We start from the raw sequence: 17,509 nt of genomic DNA, 5'->3' as shown, positions 1-17,509 counted from the left end.
GGGGCCCCCCCGCCCCCGCCTCCGCGCGCCGGGCGCGCCCCCCCCCCGGCGGGCGCGGGCGCCTCTGGGCGGGGGGGCTTGTTCTTGGGGGGCGCGGGCGGCGGGGGCCGGGCGATGGTTCGTGGTCGCGGTTAGCATCACGGGGACCGATCACCTGCCGTCCCAGGAGGGCCGTGCCATGACCGCGACCGACGACCCGATCGACCTGCTCGCCCGGGCGCTCGCCCAGACCGCCGGCCTGATCGACGGCACCGGCGTCGAGCTGGCCGGCCACCCGACGCCCTGTCGCTCGTGGGACGTCGGCACGCTGATCAGCCATCTCCTGTTCGACCTGCGGCAGTTCACCGTCCAGGCGCGCGGCGGCCGGCCGGACTGGTCGCAGTCCTTCGAGCGGGTGGAGGCGGACTGGCTGCACGCCTTCGAGGCCGGCGCCGAGGAGCTGGTCGACGCCTGGCGGGAGGCCGGGGAGCTCACCGGCACGCTGGAGGTGCCCGGGGTGGGGTCGTTCCCGGCCCGCTTCCCGGTGGACCAGGAGGTCGCGGAACTGGCCGTCCATGCCTGGGATTTGGCCAAATCCACCGGGCAGTCCACGGACGGGCTGGACCACGAGGTGGCACTCGCCGCGCTCGCGTGGGCGCGCGGAGCGCTCAAGCCGGGGTACCGGGGCGCGGACGAGGCCTCCTTCGCGTTCGGCCCCGAGGTCGCCGTGCCGGAGGACGCGCCGCCGTACGACCGGCTGGCGGGGTTCTTCGGGCGCGACCCCAAGGCGGTCGTCCCGGGGGCGTGAACCGGCGGGGCGGGGGCGTGCGGAGCGCGCGCAGGCAACGGAGTGCGCCGCGCGCCCCGTTGCACGTGCGCGGCCAGCCTTTCTAACGTCCGGTCATGACCATTTCCACGGAGCCCATCGGCAGCATCCCGCGCTCGTCCGCGCTGCTCGCCGCCATCGCCGAGCACGCCGAAGGGCGGCTCTCCGACGCCGACTTGAAGAAGCTGCAGGACGAGGCCACCGCCGAGACCCTCGCCCGGCTGGAGGAACTCGGCTGCCCCGTCCTGGTGGACGGCGAGCAGGCCAAGCCGAGCTTCGCGACGTACCCCCTGACGGGTCTGAAAACCCTCGACGGGGGCGGCGCCGTCATCCCGTTCGCCGACGGGCACACCCGGCAGCTGCCGAGCCTGACCGCCGGGCCGTTCCGGTACCAGGTGCGCGCCGACACCTACCTGCGGGACGCGCTGCGCCACACGTCGAAGCCCGTCAAGCAGGCCGTCATCGCGCCGTCCGCGCTCAGCCTCCTCTACCCGGCCGGCGGCATCGACGGGTATGCGCGGGAGGTGTTCCTGGAGGACCTGGTCAACGAGGCCGAGGCGGACATCCGGGGCTGCCTGGACGCGGGCGCCCATACCGTCCAACTCGACTTCACCGAGGGGAGGTTGTCGCTCAAGCTGGACCCGTCCGGCGGCCTCCTGGACGACTTCGTGGCCCTCAACAACCGGGTGCTCGACCGCTTTTCCGCGGAGGAGCGGGCGCGCATCGGTGTGCACACCTGCCCGGGTGGGGACCTCGACTCCACCCACAGCCTGGACGTCGACTACGCCGGGCTGCTGCCGAAGCTCTTCCAGCTGAAGGCCGGCAAGTTCTACGTGCAGCTGGCGAGCGAGGCCGACCCTGACCGCGTCCTGGCCGTCATCGCGGACCACCTCCCCTCGGACGCCAAGGTGTTCATCGGGGTGACCGACCCGATCGACCCCCGGGTGGAGACCGCGGAGGAGGTGCGCGACCGCGTGCTGGCGGCGGCCCGGCACATCCCGGTCGACCGGCTGGGCACCACCGACGACTGCGGGTTCTCGCCGTTCGCCGACGACACCTCCACCTCGCGCGAGACCGCGTTCGCCAAGATCGCGGCGCGGGTGCAGGGCACGGCGCTGGCGGCGAAGGAGCTCGGCGTGTGAGCCGGGTGTGAATCGGCCCCGGCGGGATTCGGCCTCCGCCGGGGCTGTCCGCTCCGCCTACGACGCCGGCCGGGTGGCGGCCGCGGCCTGCTTGATCGCCTCGCGGATGCGGGGGTAGGTGCCGCAGCGGCAGATGTTCTGGATCTGGTCGATGTCGGCGTCCGTCGGGGCGGGGGTGCGGCGCAGCAGGGCGGCGGCGGTCATGATCTGGCCGGGCTGGCAGAAGCCGCACTGGGCGACGTCGCAGGCGAGCCAGGCCTCCTGGACGGGGTGCAGGGTGTCGCCGTCGGCGAGGCCCTCGATCGTGGTGACGGCGCGGCCCGCGCAGTCCTTGACCGCCATCGTGCAGGGCTGGAACTCCCGGCCGTCCAGGTGGCTGGTGCAGGCGCGGCAGACGCCCACGCCGCAGCCGTACTTGGGGCCGGTGACGCCGAGCTTGTCGCGCAGCACCCAGAGCAGCGGCATGTCGTCCGGCGCGTCGACGGTGACCGGCTGTCCGTTGAGGACGAAGGTGTGGCTGGGCATGGGGAGGCGGGGTCCTTCGACGGGAACGTGGGTGGGAGGGTCAGAAGTTGATCGGGAACGAGCGCGGGCTCGTGCCGGTCGCGCGGGCGTAGGCGTTGGCCACCGCGGCGGAGGCGGCGGGGACGCCCAACTCGCCCGCGCCGCCGGGCGGTCCGCTCGGCGGCATGAGGTGGATCTCGACGGCGGGCGGGGAGTGCCGCTGCCGCGCGTAGTGGAAGTCGCCGTAACTTCCCTCGCGGAAGGCGCCGTTGTCGAGGTGGTTGCCGGCCTGGAGGATCACCGAGATGCCGTCCATCAGCGCGCCGGTCAACTGGGCTTCCAGGCCGCGGGGGTTGACCACCTGGCCGACGTCGGCGGCGATCACGGCCTTGGTGACGCGCGGGTTCTTCGGGTCGGTGGCGTCGATCTCCACGAGGTAGGCGGCGCGCCCGCCGTTCTCGTCGTGGTAGCCGACGCCCTGGGCCTGGCCGGGCGGCATCGGGCGGCCCCAGTTCCCGGCCGTGGCCGCGGCGTCCAGGACGGTCCGGCCGGCGGCGTCGCGCAGCCGGGCGCGGCGGAAGGCGACCTCGTCCTGGCCCATCCGGCGGGCGAGTTCGTCCATCATGATCTCGTCGGCGACCCGGACGGTGCCGGAGTAGACCGAGCGCCAGCTGCCGGTGTGCACGTCCAGGGGTACTTCGGTGAGCAGCTGGGTCGGGAGTCCGACGTTGTAGGGGTTCTTCTCGGCGAGGAGGAAGAAGGCCTGGTTGAGGCTGATCCCGGCGAGCGAGAGGTTGAACCCGGCGGCGGTCAGGGCCTCGCCGAGGCCGTGCCGCATGTCGGTCTTGACGGTGGCGGCGCGGTGCTCGTAGCTGAGCACCTGGCCGAGGGCGTGGGTGGCCCGGACGCGGTGGTGGCTCGCGGGGCGCATGCGGCCGTGGCGCATGTCGTCGTTGCGCGTCCACATGAGCTTGACCGGGCGGCCCGCCGCCTTGGAGATCTGCGCGGCCTCCAGCGCGGCGTCGAAGAACAGCCGCCGCCCGAACGAGCCGCCGCCGCGCACCACGTGGACCGTCACGGCGTCCTGGGGGAGGCCGAGTTCGGCGGCGATGGTCTGCTGGGCGACGATCGGGGTCTGCGCGGCGAACCAGAGTTCGGCCCGGCCCGGCCGCACGTCCGCGATCGCCGTCAGGACCTCCATCGGGGCGTGGTTGACGAAGGCGAAGTCGAACTCGCCGTCCACGTGGGCGGTGAGCAGCGGCGGGACGAGGAACGGCGCGTTGGCGGCGCGGAGCCGGTCGCGGACGTCGGCGTCGGACAGGCCGGCGGCCGGGCCCGGGTGCCAGGTGGTGACGAGTGCGTCGCGGGCCTTCAGCGCCTGGTCGAAGGTCTCGGCGAGGACGGCGACGCCGCTCGGGATCCGTACGACGCCGAGCACGCCGGGCATGGCGCGGGCGGCGGTGGCGTCCAGGGAGTCGAGCGTGCCGTTGACGGTGGTCGGGCGGGCGACGACGGTCGGCACGGCGCCCGGGACGGCCAGGTCCCCGGTGTACTTGGCGCGGCCGGTGACGATGTCGCGGGCGTCGATGCGGCCGGTGGGCCTGCCGACGAGGCGCAGCCGGTCCGCCGTCTTGGGGGCCGAGGACACGGCCGGGACGGTGATCGCCGCGGCGTCGGCGGCGAGTTCGCCGTAGCCGGCGCGGCGGCCGTCCGGGGCGAGGACGGCGGAGTCGGCGGTGCGCAGGGTGCCGGCGGGGAGGTCCCAGCGGCGCGCGGCGGCGGTCACCAGGCGGGCGCGCGCGGCGGCAGCGGCGGCGCGCACCGGGTCGTACAGCGAGCGCACCGAGTTGGAGGCGCCGGTGAGCTGGTTGAACAGCAGCTCGGGGCGGCCGTCGGAGAGCGGCACGTCGACGTCGGCGAGGCGGGCGTCGAGTTCGTCGGCGACGAGCATCGCGACGGCGGTGGTGAGGCCCTGGCCGACTTCCAGGCGGGGCAGGTGCAGGACGGCGCGCCCGGCGGCGGTGAGCTCCAGGACGAGCAGGTGGGAGGTCGGCAGGCCGGCCAGGATGAGGGCGTCGCCGAGGTCCAGGACGTCCGGGATGCCCGGCAGGCCGATCAACTGCGGCGGTGCGGAGCTGGTTTGAGCATTCGCGGCGGCGTTGACGGCGGCGCGCGCGGTGGCCGGGGCGGCGGCGTCCAGGCCGAGCCGGGCGGCGACGGTGAGGGTGGGCGCGGCGAGGAGGTAGGTGAGGAAGCGGCGGCGACCGGGTTCGGCGTCGGGTGCGTCGGCCGCGTCGGGCGCGCCGGGGGCGCCGCCCGAGGGGGCGGTGGAGGTGGTGATGGGAGGAGCCCTTCGAGCCGGTGACGGCGCCGGTACGGTCGGTGCCGGGTCGCGAACGCCGTTGAGCATAGGAGGGCGTTACTGACGGGTCAACACCGGCAAATTTGGTCCGGCGGGCGGGTCGCTTGCGGGCGAACGGATGACGCCGTCGCACGGTGGTTCAGCCGTCGCGTGCCGGTGCGGGTGCCGATGGGCAAGTGGCCCAGGAAAGAGCTTGATCATTGGCTCTTCCGGATGGGCCACCGGCTCCCTAGGCTGGCGTGCGAACCGTTGTGAACCGTTGCGAACGGGCGGCCCGCGCGCCGTCCACCGACCTGTCAGGAGCGAAGTGCCGACTCGTCTCGTCCCGCCCGCCGGGCCCCAGCGGACGCTCGCCGCCGCCCAGTTGGCGAGCGCCGTCGGGGACGGTGCCTACTACACCTGCTCCGCGCTCTACTTCACGCACGTCGTCGGGATGTCCGCGGCCCGCCTCGGCGTCGGCCTCGCCGTCGCGTGGGCGCTCGGCTCGCTCGCGGGCGTGCCGCTGGGCCAGCTCGCCGACCAGCGGGGCCCGCGCCGCACGGCGGTGGGGCTCGCGCTGGCGACGGCGGCGGTCGTCGCGCTGTTCCTGGTGATCCGCTCCTACCCGCTGTTCCTGGCCGCCATCTGCCTCTACGCGACCACCCAGTCCGGGCTCACCGCCGCGCGCCAGGCGCTCGTCGGCGGGCTGGTGTCGCCCGCGGAGCGGACCGGCCTGCTGGCCCACCTGCAGTCGACGCTCAACGGCGGACTGGCGGTCGGCGCCGCGATCGGCGGCATCGCGCTGACCGTCGGCACCCGCGAGGCGTACCTCGGGGCGTTCGTCGTGACCTCGCTCGGGTTCGTCGTCGGCGGGCTGGTCCTGCTGCGGCTGCCCGAAGTCCCTTCGACGGCGGGCCAGTCGAGGCCGGGGCCGCGCTTCGAGGTGCTGACGGACCGCCGGTACGCCGTCGTCGCGCTCGTCAACACCGTTCTGCTGCTGCGGATGCCGTTGCTGAGCCTCGTGATCCCGCTCTGGCTCGCGCAGCGGGCGTCGGGCCTCGGCTGGCTCGGGTCGGTGCTGTTCGTCCTCAACACCGTGGGTGTGATGGCGTTCCAGGTGCGGGTGGCGCGCGACGTCAGCGACCCCGCGTCGGGTTCGCGCGCGGTGCGCTCGGCCGGTGTGCTGCTGCTCGGCTCGTGCGCGGTGTTCGGCCTCTCGGCGCTGGACGTGCCCGAGTGGGCGTTCGCGGCGCTGCTGCTGGGCGGCTCGGTCTTCCTGCTGGTGGGGGAGATGCGGCAGTCGGCCGGGTCGTGGCAGATCAGCTTCGACCTCGCGCCCGCCGACCGGATCGGGCAGTACCAGGGCTTCTTCGGGACGGGCGTCGCCGTCGCGCGCACCCTCGGGCCGCTCGTCCTCACGACGCTGCTGCTCGACGGCGGACTGCCCGGCTGGCTCGTGCTCGGCGCGGTGTTCCTGGCGGCCGGCTACGCGATGGGCCCGGCCGTCCGGTGGGCCGAGCGCGACTGGCGTCACCCGTCGTCGGGCTCCTCGGCGCCGCTCACCGCCGCGTCCGACGCGCTGACGTCCGCGGCCCCGACGCCGGCCACCGCCGCCGAGGCGCCGTAGAGGTCGTCGTCGCCGCCGTAGGGCTGCTCCTCGCCCTTCCGGCGGGGCCCGCGCTCGTCGCGGCCGTCGAAGAGGTCGTCCGGCTCCCCGGTGTCCAGGCGGGCCAGGGGTCCCGCCGCATCGTCGTCCCGCCGGTCGCCGTGGGCCCGCCGGCCGTCGTGGGGCTGCCTGTCACCGGCCATCGCGTGCTCCCAAGGCCGCCGTTGCTCCGGATACGTCCGATCGTACTCCGGCACCGCACGGCCGGACCGGGCCGGAAAACGGTGGCCCCGGCTCGCCGCCCGCTGGCATGCTGGCCGCGTGGACACCCCGGACAGACCGCAGATCTTCGTCGACTTCGCCCCTGAGCTGCACCTCTTCGTCGCCGGCCGGCGCCGCGAGGGCCGGTCCGAACTGCGCACCGACGGCACCTCGACGCTCGGCCACGTCGTCGAGTCCCTCGGGGTGCCGCTCACCGAGGTCGGGGCCCTGCTCGTCGACGGCCGCCCGGTGCCCGACTCGCACGTCCCGGCCGACGCCGAACACGTCGAGGTGCGCGGGGTGGTCCGCCCGCAGCCCGCCCCGGGCCCGCTGCGCTTCCTGCTCGACGTCCACCTCGGCACCCTCGCCCGCCGCCTGCGCCTGCTCGGCGTCGACGCCGCCTACGAGAACCCGGACATCGGCGACGCCGCCCTCGCCGCCCGCTCCGCTGCCGAGCGGCGCGTCATGCTCTCGCGCGACCGCGGCCTCCTGCGCCGCCGCGAACTCTGGGCCGGCGCCTACGTCTACAGCCACCGCCCGGCCGAGCAGCTGCGCGACGTCCTCTCCCGCTTCGCCCCGCCGCTGGCCCCGTGGAGCCGCTGCACGACGTGCAACGGGACGCTGCGCACGGTGGAGAAGACGACGGTGCGCGAGCAACTGCACGACGGCACCGAGCGCTCGTACGACGCGTTCGCGCAGTGCGCGGACTGCGGCCAGGCGTACTGGCGCGGCGCGCACCACGCGCGGCTGGACGCGATCGTGGCGGACGCGGTCCGCGAGTTCGGCGGGACGGCCGTCACGGCGGGTGACTGAGCGCACCGGGTGACCCGAGGGGTGACCCGGACGCCGGGCTCAGGGTAAAGCCAGGGACCGGTCCTCTGGCGGGCGTTCCGCAGCGCGTGATCCCATCGGCGGTGGGGGGCGAGCCAGCGGTGTTCCGTCGTGGAAGACGTGCCAGAGAGGCCGGGTCCGATTCACATGCATTCGTTGAACGTGCAGCCGTTCGGGACGACAGATGTAGGCGAGGCGCCCGTCGTGGTGGCGCCGGACGGTGCGGCGGTGTTCCCGCTGCTCGACCTGGCCGGGCAGGGGAGCCTCGCGGTCTTCGAGCTCGCACCCGGGGACGTGACGCGCGCGGTGTCGCACGCCACCGTGCAGGAACTGTGGTTCGTCACCGAGGGCCGCGGCCGGCTGTGGCGCCGGCAGGGGGACCGCGAGGAGACCGTCCCGCTCGCCCCCGGGACGGCCGCCTCGATACCGCTGGGCACCGCGTTCCAGTTCCGGGCGGACGACGACGCCGAAGGGCCGCTGCGCATCGCGGCCGTCACGATGCCGCCGTGGCCGGGGACGGACTCCGAGGCCCGCCCGGAGAAGGGCCCGTGGGAGGCGACGGTCCGATGAGCCGTGGAGGGGGGAGGCTCCGCCGCGCCTCGGCGGCGGCGGTCGCGGCACTGACCGTGCTCGGGCTGTCGACGGTCCCGGCCGCTGCCGCCGCACCGCCGGCCGAACCGCACCTGCGGTCGCTGTACGTGCCCATGCCCGACGGCGTGCGGCTGGCCGTCGACGTCCACCTGCCCGCCGGCACCACCGCGGGCGCGAACCTGCCGACGGTCCTGGTCACCCAGCGCTACTGGCGGGCCCGCGTCCAGCAGGGCGTCCCCGACCAGGGCGAGAGCGGCGACGCGGCGGGGTGGAACGCCCGCGGCTACGCCTACGTCGTCGCCGACCTGCGCGGCACCGGCGCGTCCTTCGGCACGCTGGACGCCGAGATCGGCGAGAAGGCCGTCGCCGACAGCGGCTCCCTGAGCGACTGGATCGCCGCGCAGCCCTGGTCCGACGGCCGGGTCGGCACCACCGGCGTCTCCTACGGCGGCGACACGGCGATGCTCGCCACCGCGCTCGGCAACCACCACATCACCGCCGCCGCGCCGGTCTCCTACGACTTCGACCCGTACGAGGACCTGGTGCGCCCCGGCGGGGTGCTCATCGAACCGCGGATCGCGCCCTACGCGATGCTCCTGCGGATCCTCGACCGGTCGGCCGGCACCACCTGCGACACCAGTGCCGAGACCCGGGCGGTCTGCGACGCCACCGGCCTCACCGGCGCGATCCCGCGGCCGGTGGACGGTCCGGACGGCCTCGCGCTGCTGGCCGCCGCCCGGGCCGAGCACGCGGGCAACGCCAACCTCGTCGAGATGGCCCACCAGGGCGCCTACCGCGACTACCAGGACGGCCCGAAGAGCTGGACGGTCGGCAGCGTCGGCGAGAAGACCGACGCCGTCGAGGCGGGCGGCGTGCCCGTCCTGACGGACGCCGGCTGGCTCGACGCGGGCACCGCCAACGGCGTGCTGTCCCAGTTCACCACCCTGTCGAACACCCAGGACGCGTGGATCGGCCCGTGGAGCCACGGCATGGCGTGGATCGCGGACCCGTTCCGGACCCCGCGCCACCTGACGGACGCCGAGCGCGCCCAACTCGACGACCGGACCGTCGCGTTCTTCGACCGGTACGTCAAGAACGGTGAACAGCCGGACGGCAAGCGGGAGTTGCACTACTACACCATGAACGAAAGGGTCTGGCGCACGACCGACCGCTTCCCGCTGCCCGGTACCCGCGACCGCCGCCTCTACCTCGACGGCGGAAACGCGCTCTCCTGGCAGCGCCCGGAGGAGGACGGCGGCGGCGACGGCAAGGGCGACGGCAAGAGCGGGGGCGGGGGCAGCGACACACTCCGCCTCGACCCGACCGCCGGGACCGGCCCGTTCGACCGCTGGAACACCAACCTCACCGGGAACAAGGTCAGTTACCCCGACCGCGCCGCCGTGGACACCCGCCTTCTCAGTTACACCGGCCCGGCCCTCGGCCGCGACACCCGGGTGACCGGCCTCGGCCGCGTGGTCCTCGACGTCACCGGGCTGGAGGGATCGGCGAACGGCGCCCTGCACGTGTACCTGGAGGACGTCACCCCGGACGGCCGCGTCACGTACCTGACGGAAGGCCAACTCGCCCTGGCCGAACGCGCTGTGGCCGACCGGGACGACAACCCCGACTGGCGGAGCCTGCGCACTCCGCGGACGTACGCCGCCGCCGACGCGACCCCGTTCCCGCAGGGCCGCCCCGAGCGGGTGACGGTGGACCTGCTCCCCACCTCGGTGCTGTTCAAGGCGGGCGACCGGATCCGCGTCACGGTCGCCGCGGCGAACCCGGACTCGTTCCAGCTGCTCCCCGCCGACGGCCGCGCCGCGTACGCGATCGGCCACGGCGGAGCCCGTCCGTCCTACCTCGAACTCCCCGTCGTGGACTGACGGGCAGACACTCCCGAGTCCTCCGCCCGTCACTGCGGCGGGTGGAGGGCGAGCGTCCAGGTGTGCGTGAGGTATTTGTTCGGCCGCTCGGGGTTGCGCTCGCGGACGACGGCCGTGAGGCGGTCGGCGGCCGTCCGCTCCAGCGTGGCGACGAACCGCTCGCCTTCGCCGTCGGGCACGGCCAGGAGTTCGGCGAGCACGGTGTCCGTCAGGTCGCGGCCGACGGCCCGCAGCACGCCCGCGTCCAGGACCAGGACCGTGCCGTCGGACAGCACGACCGGCTCGCGCACCTGCGAGGACGTGAGCAGCAGGGCGCTGCGCTCGATCAGGCCGCCGGGCAGGAGGCGCACGACGCGGCTCCCGGTCGGGGTCGCGCGGTCGGCCTCGACGACGCGGACGCCGGTGCCGACGACGTAGTGGCCGTAGCTGCGCCAGGTGTCGGTGACGTTGCCGTCGCGGTCGAACTGCCAGGTGTGGAAGTGGTCGTAGCCCTCCAGTCCGAGCAGGAACCGGCCTCCGCCGAGCGTCGCGCCGCGCTCGCCGCGGAGTTCGGCGACCAGGGTGCCGTCCGCGAGGTCGAGGAGGTAGGCGGGGCCGAGGTGGCCCCACGCGTGGTAGTTGATCGAGCCGGTGGTGACGAGGACGCGTCCGGAGGAGATGTGCGCCGCGTTCGGCGTCCCCGGGACGGGGCGGGTCCACCGGAGGCGCCCGGCGGTGTCGGTGCAGGTGATCTCGCCGGTGCGGCCGCCGATGACCAGGCCGTCGCGCGCGGCGAACGGCTCCTCGCGCACCGCGTAGACCGGGTCCATGCCGCGCTTGCGCTGCTGGTCGATGACGGTGACGTGCCAGTTCCCCATGCGGGTGATCGTAGGGTGTGCCCGGGCGTCGCACGGCAGGCGGGGGTTTGGAGGCGGGCCCTGGGAGCCCGTCAGGCCGGCACGGCCCGCCGGGTCAGCAGCCAGTGGCCGATGGCGCCGGTGGAGAGCAGGCCGGCGAGCAGGACGACGAGCGGGAGCGCCGCCCCGGACGACCACGTGACGTCCCCCGCGCGCCCGGCCAGCAGGACGGCCGACGCCAGTGCCACCCCGGGGACGGAGAGCAGGGCGGGCCGCAGCCGGGCGAGGTCGTCCTCGGCGAGGGCGCCGAGCACGCCCACCCCGAGCGCGAGGCACCACACCCCGAGGCCCTGCGCGTCGGCCCGGCCGACCGCCCACGGCACGAGCCCGCCCCAGAAGCGGGGAGCGAGCACCAGGCCGGTACCGAGGCCGAGCCACCCGGAGCCGAGCACCGCGAGCAGCGGCTTCGACCACGCGGGCAGCGGGGCGGTCCGGGCCGGGGGCGCGGTGACCGGCCGCCGGTACTGCACGACGAGGCAGAGCACCGCCGCGGCGGCCAGCGCGCCGAGCACGGCCACCCAGCCCAGGCTGAACATCACCAGGACGATCAACCCGCCGGTGGCGACGTGCAGTTCACCCCCGTCGGCGACGCTGACGGCGAACAGGCCGACGAGCACGACGGCGGTCGGCAGGACGAGCGTGCGCACCTCCTCCCACACCCGCGCGCGGCCGACCACGAGCAGCCCGGGGGAGACGCCGACCATGGCCGCGCCGATCAGCCCGGGGCTGAGCGCCTCCGGTGAGTGCCACGCGCCGAAGGCGTGCCCGGTCAGGCCCGCGACGGCCATCAGTGCGCCGGTCAGGATGCTGACGACCGCGACGACGGCGGACAGCGTCGTGATGGCGGGCGACAGCTCCCGGCCACCGAGGTCCGGGTCCTGGGTGCTCATGTGTACGGTCCTCCTGGTGAGTTGGCCGTCGGCCCGGGCAGAGGTTGCTACAGCGGGAGGGCCGACGGCGGCCGCGCGGCCGGCGCCTTGCTCTGACGCTTCGTCACCTCACGGGCGTACAGCACCCGCAGGCTCACCACCGCGGTGGCCGCGAAGGCGAGCATCCCGCAGCCGATGCCGACACCGGCCATGAGCGAGGTCCGCCCGTCCAGGCGCATCCCGTGCTCGAAGAGCGGTGCCGCGACGGCGGAGAACGCGGGCGCCAGGCACAGGAACGCCAGGTGCAGCCGCCACTCCTCGCGCGCCCAGCCCGTCGTCCGCCGCTGCCGCACCATGATGAAGACGTACGTCAGCAGGAGCGGGATCAGGTAGGCGAGCAGGAGCCGCCGGCCCTCCGGGCCCCAGGCCGCGAACGACCGGACCAGCCACACCACCCCGGCGGCGCCCACGAGTTGGGCGGCGGCCAGGACGGCGGGCGGGCACCACGTGCCGGTCATGCCGCGCACGGTGGTCCGCCGGTCGAGGGCCCGGGAGGCGGCCAGGGCGCCGAACGTCACGATCGACCCGAGGTGCATGATCGCCACCCGGTTGAGCTCGGCGACCGGCCGGCTCCCGAGGACGAGCGGCAGCGCGCCCCACTCCAGGCGCAGCAGCGGCGCCGTCATCAGGTAGCCGTAGCAGAGCAGCAGCCAGCGCTGGTGCAGGTCGGGGAAGCCGGTGAGGGCGGCGCCGATGCCGAGCGTCGTGCTCAGCACCGTGCCGACCAGGATGGTGGCGAGGACGACCCAGAACGCGGCCCCGCTGAACGCCTGGGCCGGCGGGGTGCGGGCCAGGTAGACGGCGGCGCCGGCCATCGACGCGTACACCGTGACGGTGAAGACGACGCCGACGGTGCGGTGCAGCCGGATCCGCCGCCGGACGGCCGACCAGAGCTGGAGCGGGCCGAGCAGCATCAGGACGCCGCCGAGGACCGTGTGCACCAGCAGCGGCACGAAGCTGCGCCGGTACGGTTCGAGGCGGTCGGCGAGCGCCTCGGCCACGTAGGCGGGCGAGACCCCGGAGTGGGCGAGCACCCACCGGCCGGGCGCGAACGCGCCGGGGTGCTCGTAGGGCCAGACGTCGGTCATGGCGATGGGCGCGTAGACGACGCAGAGCCCGGCGATCGCGAGGGCGGCCACCCGGCCCCAGCGGACCTGCCGCGGTCCTTCCGTCCGTCCGCCCCGGTCGTCCGTCGTGCCGTTCAGCCGCCGCATCGCGACCCTCCCGCCTGTGCGGTTCCCCACGGTCCTGATCAGATGGTCCAGAAAGGACTATGGGGACCGTAGGGCCGTCCGACGGTGCGGTCAATGGGTGCGGCGCGGATTGCTACCGTCAGGTAGGCGTCGGGTGGGCGCCGCGCGGACGTCAGGAGTCGTCGCGGGACTGCACCCACTGCCAGAAGTCCACCATCATCCGCTCGTACCGGATGCCGAACTCCAGCGCCTCGCGCTCCCCCCGGCTCAGCAGCTCGCCGACCTCCTCCGCCAGGTGCTCGTACTCGCCGAGCGTGCGGCCGTGCTCCAGCACCTGCCCCGGCGCGAGGATCCGCGGGCTGCCGCCGAACCACAGCTTGAGGATGTTCCGCTCCCGCGCCTCCACCGGCTCGAAGCCCGGATCGGCCAGCCACTCGGCCAGCGCGGCCCTCCCCCCGTCGGTGAGCCGCATCAGCCGTCGGCCCCGCCCGCCCTCCTGCCGCACCTCGGACAGCAGCCCGCCCTGCAGCAGGCGGTCGCACTGCGCGTACACCTGCGCGTGCGGCACCGACCAGAACGGCGCGACCGTCCGGGCCGCCTCCACCTTGACGTCGTACGGGCTGGCCTCGCCCAGCTTGTCGATGATGCCGAGCACGAGGAACGAGGGGGTGGTCAACCGGGTTTCGGGCATGCGGTGACGGTACCGCGCGCACCCCGCGCCCCAACACGCGTCGCGGGGGGTGGGCAGCGCGGGCCCCCGCGGCGGACAATCGCCACAGGACCGGCGAGGAGGCCGCAGTGGAGGCGCAGGTGGAGTTCGAGGACCGGGGCGGGCCCGGGTCGACGTTCTTCGAGGTCATGATCGAGATCCCGCAGGGATCCCGCAACAAGTACGTGATGGACTTCGCCGCGGGCCGTATCCGCCTCGACCGGACGCTCTTCACCGCCACCCGCTACCCGGCGGACTACGGCTACGTCGAGGGTACCCTCGGCGGCGACGGCGAACCGCTGGACGCCCTCGTGCTCGGCGGCGAGCCGGCCGTGCCGGGCTGCGTGCAGACCTGCCGGGCCGTCGGCATGTGGGTCATGCGCGACGAACGCGGCCCGGACCAGAAGGTGTTGTGCGTGCCGGCCAGGGACCCGCGCTACGAGGGCCTGCGCGACATCGGCGACCTGCCGCGCTTCGACCTGCTGGAGATCACCCACTTCTTCCAGGTCTACAAGGACCTGGAGCGCGGCAAGTCCGTCGAGGGCTCGCACTGGGCGGGCCGCGCGGACGCCTACCGCGAGATCGCGGGTTCCCGGGCCCGGGCGGCGGGGACGCGCTTCGCCGGCCCGGCCTGCGCGGCCCGGGGCAGCGGAAACGGGGTCCGCCGCCGGCCGTAAGGTGATCATGTGACGTCATCCGACCTGACCGTGAAGGCCCTGATCGCCGACCCCTACGCGGGCTACGCCGCCCTGCGCGCCGCCGCCCCCGTCCACCGGGTCGTCGGACCGGACGGACTGCCCGTGTGGCTGGTGACCCGCTACGCGGACGTCCGCCAGGCCCTCGCCGACCCGCGGCTGTCCCTCGACAAGGCCCATGCGGCGCCCGGCAACTACCGCGGCTTCAGGCTGCCGCCGGCCCTCGATGCCAACCTGCTCACCATGGACCCGCCCGACCACACCCGCATCCGCCGGCTGGTCACCAAGGCGTTCACCCCGGGCCGGACCGCCGCCCTGCGCGGCCCGATCGAGCGGGTCGCCGAGCAGCTGCTCGACGCGATGGCCCCGCTCGGCCGCGCCGACCTGCTCGCCGCCTACGCCGCGCCGCTGCCCATCACGGTCATCTGCGACCTGCTCGGCGTCCCCGAGGACGACCGGCACGACTTCCGCGCCTGGACCGACGCCCTCATCACCCCCGACCCCGAGCGCCCGCAGGACGCCAAGGCCGCCGTCGGCGCGATGCTCGCCTTCTTCACCGGCCTCATCGGGCGCAAGCGCACCGCCCCCGGCGACGACCTCCTCTCCGACCTCATCGCGGTCCGCGACGCCGAGGACCGGCTCAGCGAGGACGAACTCACCTCGCTCGCCTTCCTGATCCTCTTCGCCGGCTACGAGAACACCGTCCACCTCATCGCCAACGCCGTCCTCGCCCTGCTCACCCACCCCGAGCAGCTCGCCGCCCTGCGGGCCGAACCGGCCCTGGTCGAGGGCGCGTTCGACGAGTTCGCCCGCTTCGACGGCCCGGCCCCGCTGTCCATCCGACGCTTCCCGCGCGAGGACGTCACCATCGGCGGCGTCACCGTCCCGGCCGGCGAGACCCTCCTGCTCGCCATAGCGTCCGCCAACCGCGACCCCGACCAGTTCGCGGACCCGGACCGGCTCGACCTGCGCCGCCGCGAGAGCGGCCACCTCTCCCTCGGCCACGGCATCCACTACTGCCTCGGCGCGCCGCTCGCCCGCATGGAGACCGAGATCGCGCTCGGCGCGCTGCTGCGCCGCTTCCCCGACCTGGCCCTCGACGTGCCCGTCGAGCAGCTGCGCCACCGGCCCGCGCTGCGCGCCCGCGGCCTGCTGGAGCTGCCCGTCCGGTACTGACCTGTCGGCGGGAACCGGCACGGGCTCTACAGCGTTGTCGAGGTCGGCAGTGCAAAAAGCAAGGGTGTGGAGGAGAGGAAGCGCCATGGGTGTGGCCCTGACGAAGGGCGGCAACGTCTCGCTGGGCAAGCAGGCCCCCGGGCTCGGGGCCGTGCGGGTGGGCCTCGGCTGGACGGCGGGCCCCGGATACGACCTGGACGCCAGCGCGCTGCTGTGCGGGCGCTCCGGGCAGGTCGTCTCGGACGGGCACTTCGTCTTCTTCAACAACCTGCGCAGCCCGGACGGCTCGGTCCGCCACCACGGCAGTGACCTGGGCGCCGGCGGGGACCGCGAGCGGATCGACGTCTCGCTCACCGACGTGTCCGCCGACGTCGAGCGGATCGTCTTCGCCGTCGCCATCTACGACGCGGCGCAGCGCCGGCAGTCCTTCGGCCGGGTGAGCGGCGCGTACATCCGGATCACCGACGCCGACGGGGCCACCGAGGTGGTGCGCTACGACGTGGCCGCCGAGGCGGGCAGCGAGACGGCGATGGTGTTCGGCGAGCTCTACCGCAACGGCGCGGACTGGAAGTTCCGGGCCGTGGGGCAGGGCTACGCGACCGGGCTGGCGGGCATCGCGACCGACTTCGGCGTCGCGCTGCTCCAGCCGGCCGCCCCGGCGGCGCCTGCGGCCCCGCCGGCCGTCCCCTCTGTCCCTCAGGCAGCAACGGTCCAGCAAGCAACAGGGAGTTCCGCAGTGACGTGCTTCTTCGACCCCTCGCACGGCGTCGGCTCGACCGCGGTGCAGTGGTCGCCGCAGTGGGGCGTGCCGCGCCCGATCCAGGCGTGCGCCGCCTGCGCCCAGCGCGTGCAGACCACCCCGCCGCCGTTCTACACCCCGCAGCAGGGGTACCCGCAGCCGGTCCAGCAGGGGTACCCCCAGGGCTACCAGCAGGGGTACCCGCAGGTCCCCGGCCAGGGCCACCCGGAGCAGCAGGGCGGCCGCCGCTTCGGCACCGGCGCCCTGCTGGGTGCCGGTGCCGCGGGCCTGGTCGGCGGCGCGCTGCTCAACGAGGCGCTGAGCGACGACGAGCCCCAGGTCGTCGTCAACAACTACTACGAGGGCGACGACGACAGCTTCTTCTAGGCCGTCCCGCGGCGGGTGGCGGTCCTCGTCAGTCGACGACGACCGCCATCCGGCCGTAGGTCGCGTAGCCGTTCTCGAAGTCCGTCTCCGAGACGGTCGTCCGGCCGCGCGCGGGGTCGTTGACCGACACCGTGCCGTCGCCGAACCCCGTGACGACGACGGCGTGTTCGGCCGGTCCCGCATAGAGGACCTTGACGCCGTCGTACGCCGTGTAGGTGGTCGACCTGAGGTGGCGCCACAGGTAGTCCACCCACACGATCGCCGGGCGGCCGGCGGCCAGGCTGTCCTTCAGGGTCTGGACCGAGATGCCCGAGCCCGAATGGGCCACGGAGAGCCCGAAGGCGCGGGCGGCCTTCGCCACCGGCGGGGCGTACACGCCGAAGCCGGTGCCGTCCACCTCCGAGCCGTCCGGGTCGCCGACGAAGGCCTCGTACGGGTCACCGGAGAGCGGGCCGGAGTGCCCGAACTCGGGGTGGTCCCAGTCGACGCCGATCCGGTCCAGGACGTCCTGGTCGCTCGCCGTCACGCCGCGCGAGGCCAGGACCATGCGCAGGGCCGCCGCCTCGCAGTCGTTGGCGAGTGCCTGGTGGTAGTACGGCACCGACGCCGCCTCGATGCCGCCGACGCCCCCGCCGCCGACGCCCCCGCCGACGCCGCCGCCGGCCGTCGCGGTCCCGGTGCCGGCCGCCAGGGTCGCGCCGACGAGGGCGGCGACGCAGGCCGCGCGTGCTTTCGCAATGATCGTCATGGCCATGACGCTACGAAGGACGGCTACGGAGCGCAGCCGGTGCGCCCCGAACCGGTGACGCGGCGTCCGTTCG

General features: G+C 74.6%; 17 protein-coding genes. 9 read left to right on the top strand and 8 right to left on the bottom strand.

Annotation, left to right across the window (positions count from 1 at the left end):
• Positions 1–178: 178 nt before the first annotated feature.
• Positions 179–787, top strand: a complete 609-nt coding sequence (locus ACFV4G_RS21535; protein WP_380442717.1) for a TIGR03086 family metal-binding protein — start codon at positions 179–181, stop codon at positions 785–787.
• Between the two features lie 95 nt (positions 788–882).
• Positions 883–1,947 (top strand): cobalamin-independent methionine synthase II family protein, encoded by a 1,065-nt coding sequence (locus ACFV4G_RS21530; RefSeq protein ID WP_380442715.1) that lies wholly within the window; start codon positions 883–885, stop codon positions 1,945–1,947.
• Between the two features lie 57 nt (positions 1,948–2,004).
• Here the strand turns inward: ACFV4G_RS21530 and ACFV4G_RS21525 are convergent, their stop codons facing one another.
• A complete protein-coding gene (locus tag ACFV4G_RS21525; RefSeq protein WP_380442713.1) occupies positions 2,005–2,472 on the bottom strand; it encodes a (2Fe-2S)-binding protein in 468 nt (155 codons plus the stop codon).
• Positions 2,473–2,512: 40 nt separating this feature from the next.
• On the bottom strand, positions 2,513–4,861 hold the full coding sequence (locus ACFV4G_RS21520) for a molybdopterin cofactor-binding domain-containing protein (RefSeq protein ID WP_380442711.1): 2,349 nt from the start codon (positions 4,859–4,861) through the stop codon (positions 2,513–2,515).
• 259 nt (positions 4,862–5,120) lie between these two features.
• Here ACFV4G_RS21520 and ACFV4G_RS21515 point away from each other — a divergent pair, with 259 nt between their 5' ends.
• A complete protein-coding gene (locus tag ACFV4G_RS21515) occupies positions 5,121–6,419 on the top strand; it encodes an MFS transporter (RefSeq protein ID WP_380442708.1) in 1,299 nt (432 codons plus the stop codon).
• Here ACFV4G_RS21515 and ACFV4G_RS21510 read toward each other — a convergent pair.
• Positions 6,323–6,601, bottom strand: coding sequence for a hypothetical protein (locus tag ACFV4G_RS21510; protein ID WP_380442706.1), 279 nt, complete (start codon positions 6,599–6,601; stop codon positions 6,323–6,325). The two genes, ACFV4G_RS21515 and ACFV4G_RS21510, sit on opposite strands and share 97 nt — an antisense overlap.
• Before the next feature lie 118 nt (positions 6,602–6,719).
• Between ACFV4G_RS21510 and ACFV4G_RS21505 the strand changes: the two genes are divergently transcribed.
• The 3 genes from ACFV4G_RS21505 to ACFV4G_RS21495 all read left to right on the top strand — a co-directional run bounded on the left by ACFV4G_RS21505 (position 6,720) and on the right by ACFV4G_RS21495 (position 9,964).
• The gene (locus ACFV4G_RS21505) at positions 6,720–7,472 is read left to right on the top strand and encodes a Mut7-C RNAse domain-containing protein (protein WP_380442704.1); all 753 of its coding nucleotides are present in this window, start codon (positions 6,720–6,722) and stop codon (positions 7,470–7,472) included.
• A 180-nt stretch (positions 7,473–7,652) separates the two neighbouring features.
• Positions 7,653–8,060: a cupin domain-containing protein gene (locus tag ACFV4G_RS21500; RefSeq protein ID WP_380442721.1), complete on the top strand. Its 408-nt coding sequence runs from the start codon at positions 7,653–7,655 to the stop codon at positions 8,058–8,060.
• Positions 8,057–9,964, top strand: a complete 1,908-nt coding sequence (locus ACFV4G_RS21495) for a CocE/NonD family hydrolase (RefSeq protein ID WP_380442702.1) — start codon at positions 8,057–8,059, stop codon at positions 9,962–9,964. The genes ACFV4G_RS21500 and ACFV4G_RS21495 overlap by 4 nt, the downstream gene beginning before the upstream one ends.
• A gap of 29 nt (positions 9,965–9,993) precedes the next feature.
• Here the strand turns inward: ACFV4G_RS21495 and ACFV4G_RS21490 are convergent, their stop codons facing one another.
• The 4 genes from ACFV4G_RS21490 to ACFV4G_RS21475 form a co-directional block, all read right to left on the bottom strand.
• Positions 9,994–10,821 (bottom strand): hypothetical protein, encoded by an 828-nt coding sequence (locus tag ACFV4G_RS21490; RefSeq protein WP_380442700.1) that lies wholly within the window; start codon positions 10,819–10,821, stop codon positions 9,994–9,996.
• A gap of 71 nt (positions 10,822–10,892) precedes the next feature.
• Positions 10,893–11,750, bottom strand: a complete 858-nt coding sequence (locus ACFV4G_RS21485; RefSeq protein ID WP_380442698.1) for a hypothetical protein — start codon at positions 11,748–11,750, stop codon at positions 10,893–10,895.
• A gap of 47 nt (positions 11,751–11,797) precedes the next feature.
• On the bottom strand, positions 11,798–13,033 hold the full coding sequence (locus tag ACFV4G_RS21480; RefSeq protein WP_380442696.1) for a DUF2306 domain-containing protein: 1,236 nt from the start codon (positions 13,031–13,033) through the stop codon (positions 11,798–11,800).
• A 121-nt stretch (positions 13,034–13,154) separates the two neighbouring features.
• On the bottom strand, positions 13,155–13,673 hold the full coding sequence (locus ACFV4G_RS21475) for a PadR family transcriptional regulator (RefSeq protein WP_380442694.1): 519 nt from the start codon (positions 13,671–13,673) through the stop codon (positions 13,155–13,157).
• A gap of 167 nt (positions 13,674–13,840) precedes the next feature.
• On the opposite strand from ACFV4G_RS21475, the gene ACFV4G_RS21470 reads away from it, so the two are divergent.
• The 3 genes from ACFV4G_RS21470 to ACFV4G_RS21460 all read left to right on the top strand — a co-directional run bounded on the left by ACFV4G_RS21470 (position 13,841) and on the right by ACFV4G_RS21460 (position 16,688).
• Positions 13,841–14,368 carry an inorganic diphosphatase gene (locus ACFV4G_RS21470; protein ID WP_380442719.1) on the top strand — a complete coding sequence of 176 codons (528 nt, stop codon included), beginning with the start codon at positions 13,841–13,843 and terminating at the stop codon, positions 14,366–14,368.
• Between the two features lie 9 nt (positions 14,369–14,377).
• Positions 14,378–15,562 carry a cytochrome P450 gene (locus tag ACFV4G_RS21465; protein WP_380442692.1) on the top strand — a complete coding sequence of 395 codons (1,185 nt, stop codon included), beginning with the start codon at positions 14,378–14,380 and terminating at the stop codon, positions 15,560–15,562.
• 85 nt (positions 15,563–15,647) lie between these two features.
• On the top strand, positions 15,648–16,688 hold the full coding sequence (locus ACFV4G_RS21460; protein WP_380442690.1) for a TerD family protein: 1,041 nt from the start codon (positions 15,648–15,650) through the stop codon (positions 16,686–16,688).
• Positions 16,689–16,716: 28 nt separating this feature from the next.
• On the opposite strand, the gene ACFV4G_RS21455 is transcribed toward ACFV4G_RS21460, so the two are convergent.
• Positions 16,717–17,436 carry a C39 family peptidase gene (locus ACFV4G_RS21455; protein WP_380442688.1) on the bottom strand — a complete coding sequence of 240 codons (720 nt, stop codon included), beginning with the start codon at positions 17,434–17,436 and terminating at the stop codon, positions 16,717–16,719.
• Between the last annotated feature and the right edge of the window lie 73 nt (positions 17,437–17,509).

The organism is Kitasatospora sp. NPDC059747 (genome assembly GCF_042732955.1).
In the GTDB taxonomy this organism is placed as follows: Bacteria; Actinomycetota; Actinomycetes; order Streptomycetales; family Streptomycetaceae; genus Kitasatospora.
This window is presented reverse-complemented; position numbering and strand designations above follow the sequence as displayed.

What these genes read in the sequence shown, in the direction of transcription:
- ACFV4G_RS21535 (WP_380442717.1), top strand. Translation starts at nt 179, where the DNA reads ATGACCGCGACCGACGACCCGATCGACCTGCTCGCCCGGGCGCTCGCC.
- ACFV4G_RS21530 (WP_380442715.1), top strand. Translation starts at nt 883, where the DNA reads ATGACCATTTCCACGGAGCCCATCGGCAGCATCCCGCGCTCGTCCGCG.
- ACFV4G_RS21525 (WP_380442713.1), bottom strand. Translation starts at nt 2,472, where the DNA reads ATGCCCAGCCACACCTTCGTCCTCAACGGACAGCCGGTCACCGTCGAC.
- ACFV4G_RS21520 (WP_380442711.1), bottom strand. Translation starts at nt 4,861, where the DNA reads ATGCTCAACGGCGTTCGCGACCCGGCACCGACCGTACCGGCGCCGTCA.
- ACFV4G_RS21510 (WP_380442706.1), bottom strand. Translation starts at nt 6,601, where the DNA reads ATGGCCGGTGACAGGCAGCCCCACGACGGCCGGCGGGCCCACGGCGAC.
- ACFV4G_RS21495 (WP_380442702.1), top strand. Translation starts at nt 8,057, where the DNA reads ATGAGCCGTGGAGGGGGGAGGCTCCGCCGCGCCTCGGCGGCGGCGGTC.
- ACFV4G_RS21490 (WP_380442700.1), bottom strand. Translation starts at nt 10,821, where the DNA reads ATGGGGAACTGGCACGTCACCGTCATCGACCAGCAGCGCAAGCGCGGC.
- ACFV4G_RS21485 (WP_380442698.1), bottom strand. Translation starts at nt 11,750, where the DNA reads ATGAGCACCCAGGACCCGGACCTCGGTGGCCGGGAGCTGTCGCCCGCC.
- ACFV4G_RS21475 (WP_380442694.1), bottom strand. Translation starts at nt 13,673, where the DNA reads ATGCCCGAAACCCGGTTGACCACCCCCTCGTTCCTCGTGCTCGGCATC.
- ACFV4G_RS21470 (WP_380442719.1), top strand. Translation starts at nt 13,841, where the DNA reads ATGATCGAGATCCCGCAGGGATCCCGCAACAAGTACGTGATGGACTTC.
- ACFV4G_RS21460 (WP_380442690.1), top strand. Translation starts at nt 15,648, where the DNA reads ATGGGTGTGGCCCTGACGAAGGGCGGCAACGTCTCGCTGGGCAAGCAG.
- ACFV4G_RS21455 (WP_380442688.1), bottom strand. Translation starts at nt 17,436, where the DNA reads ATGACGATCATTGCGAAAGCACGCGCGGCCTGCGTCGCCGCCCTCGTC.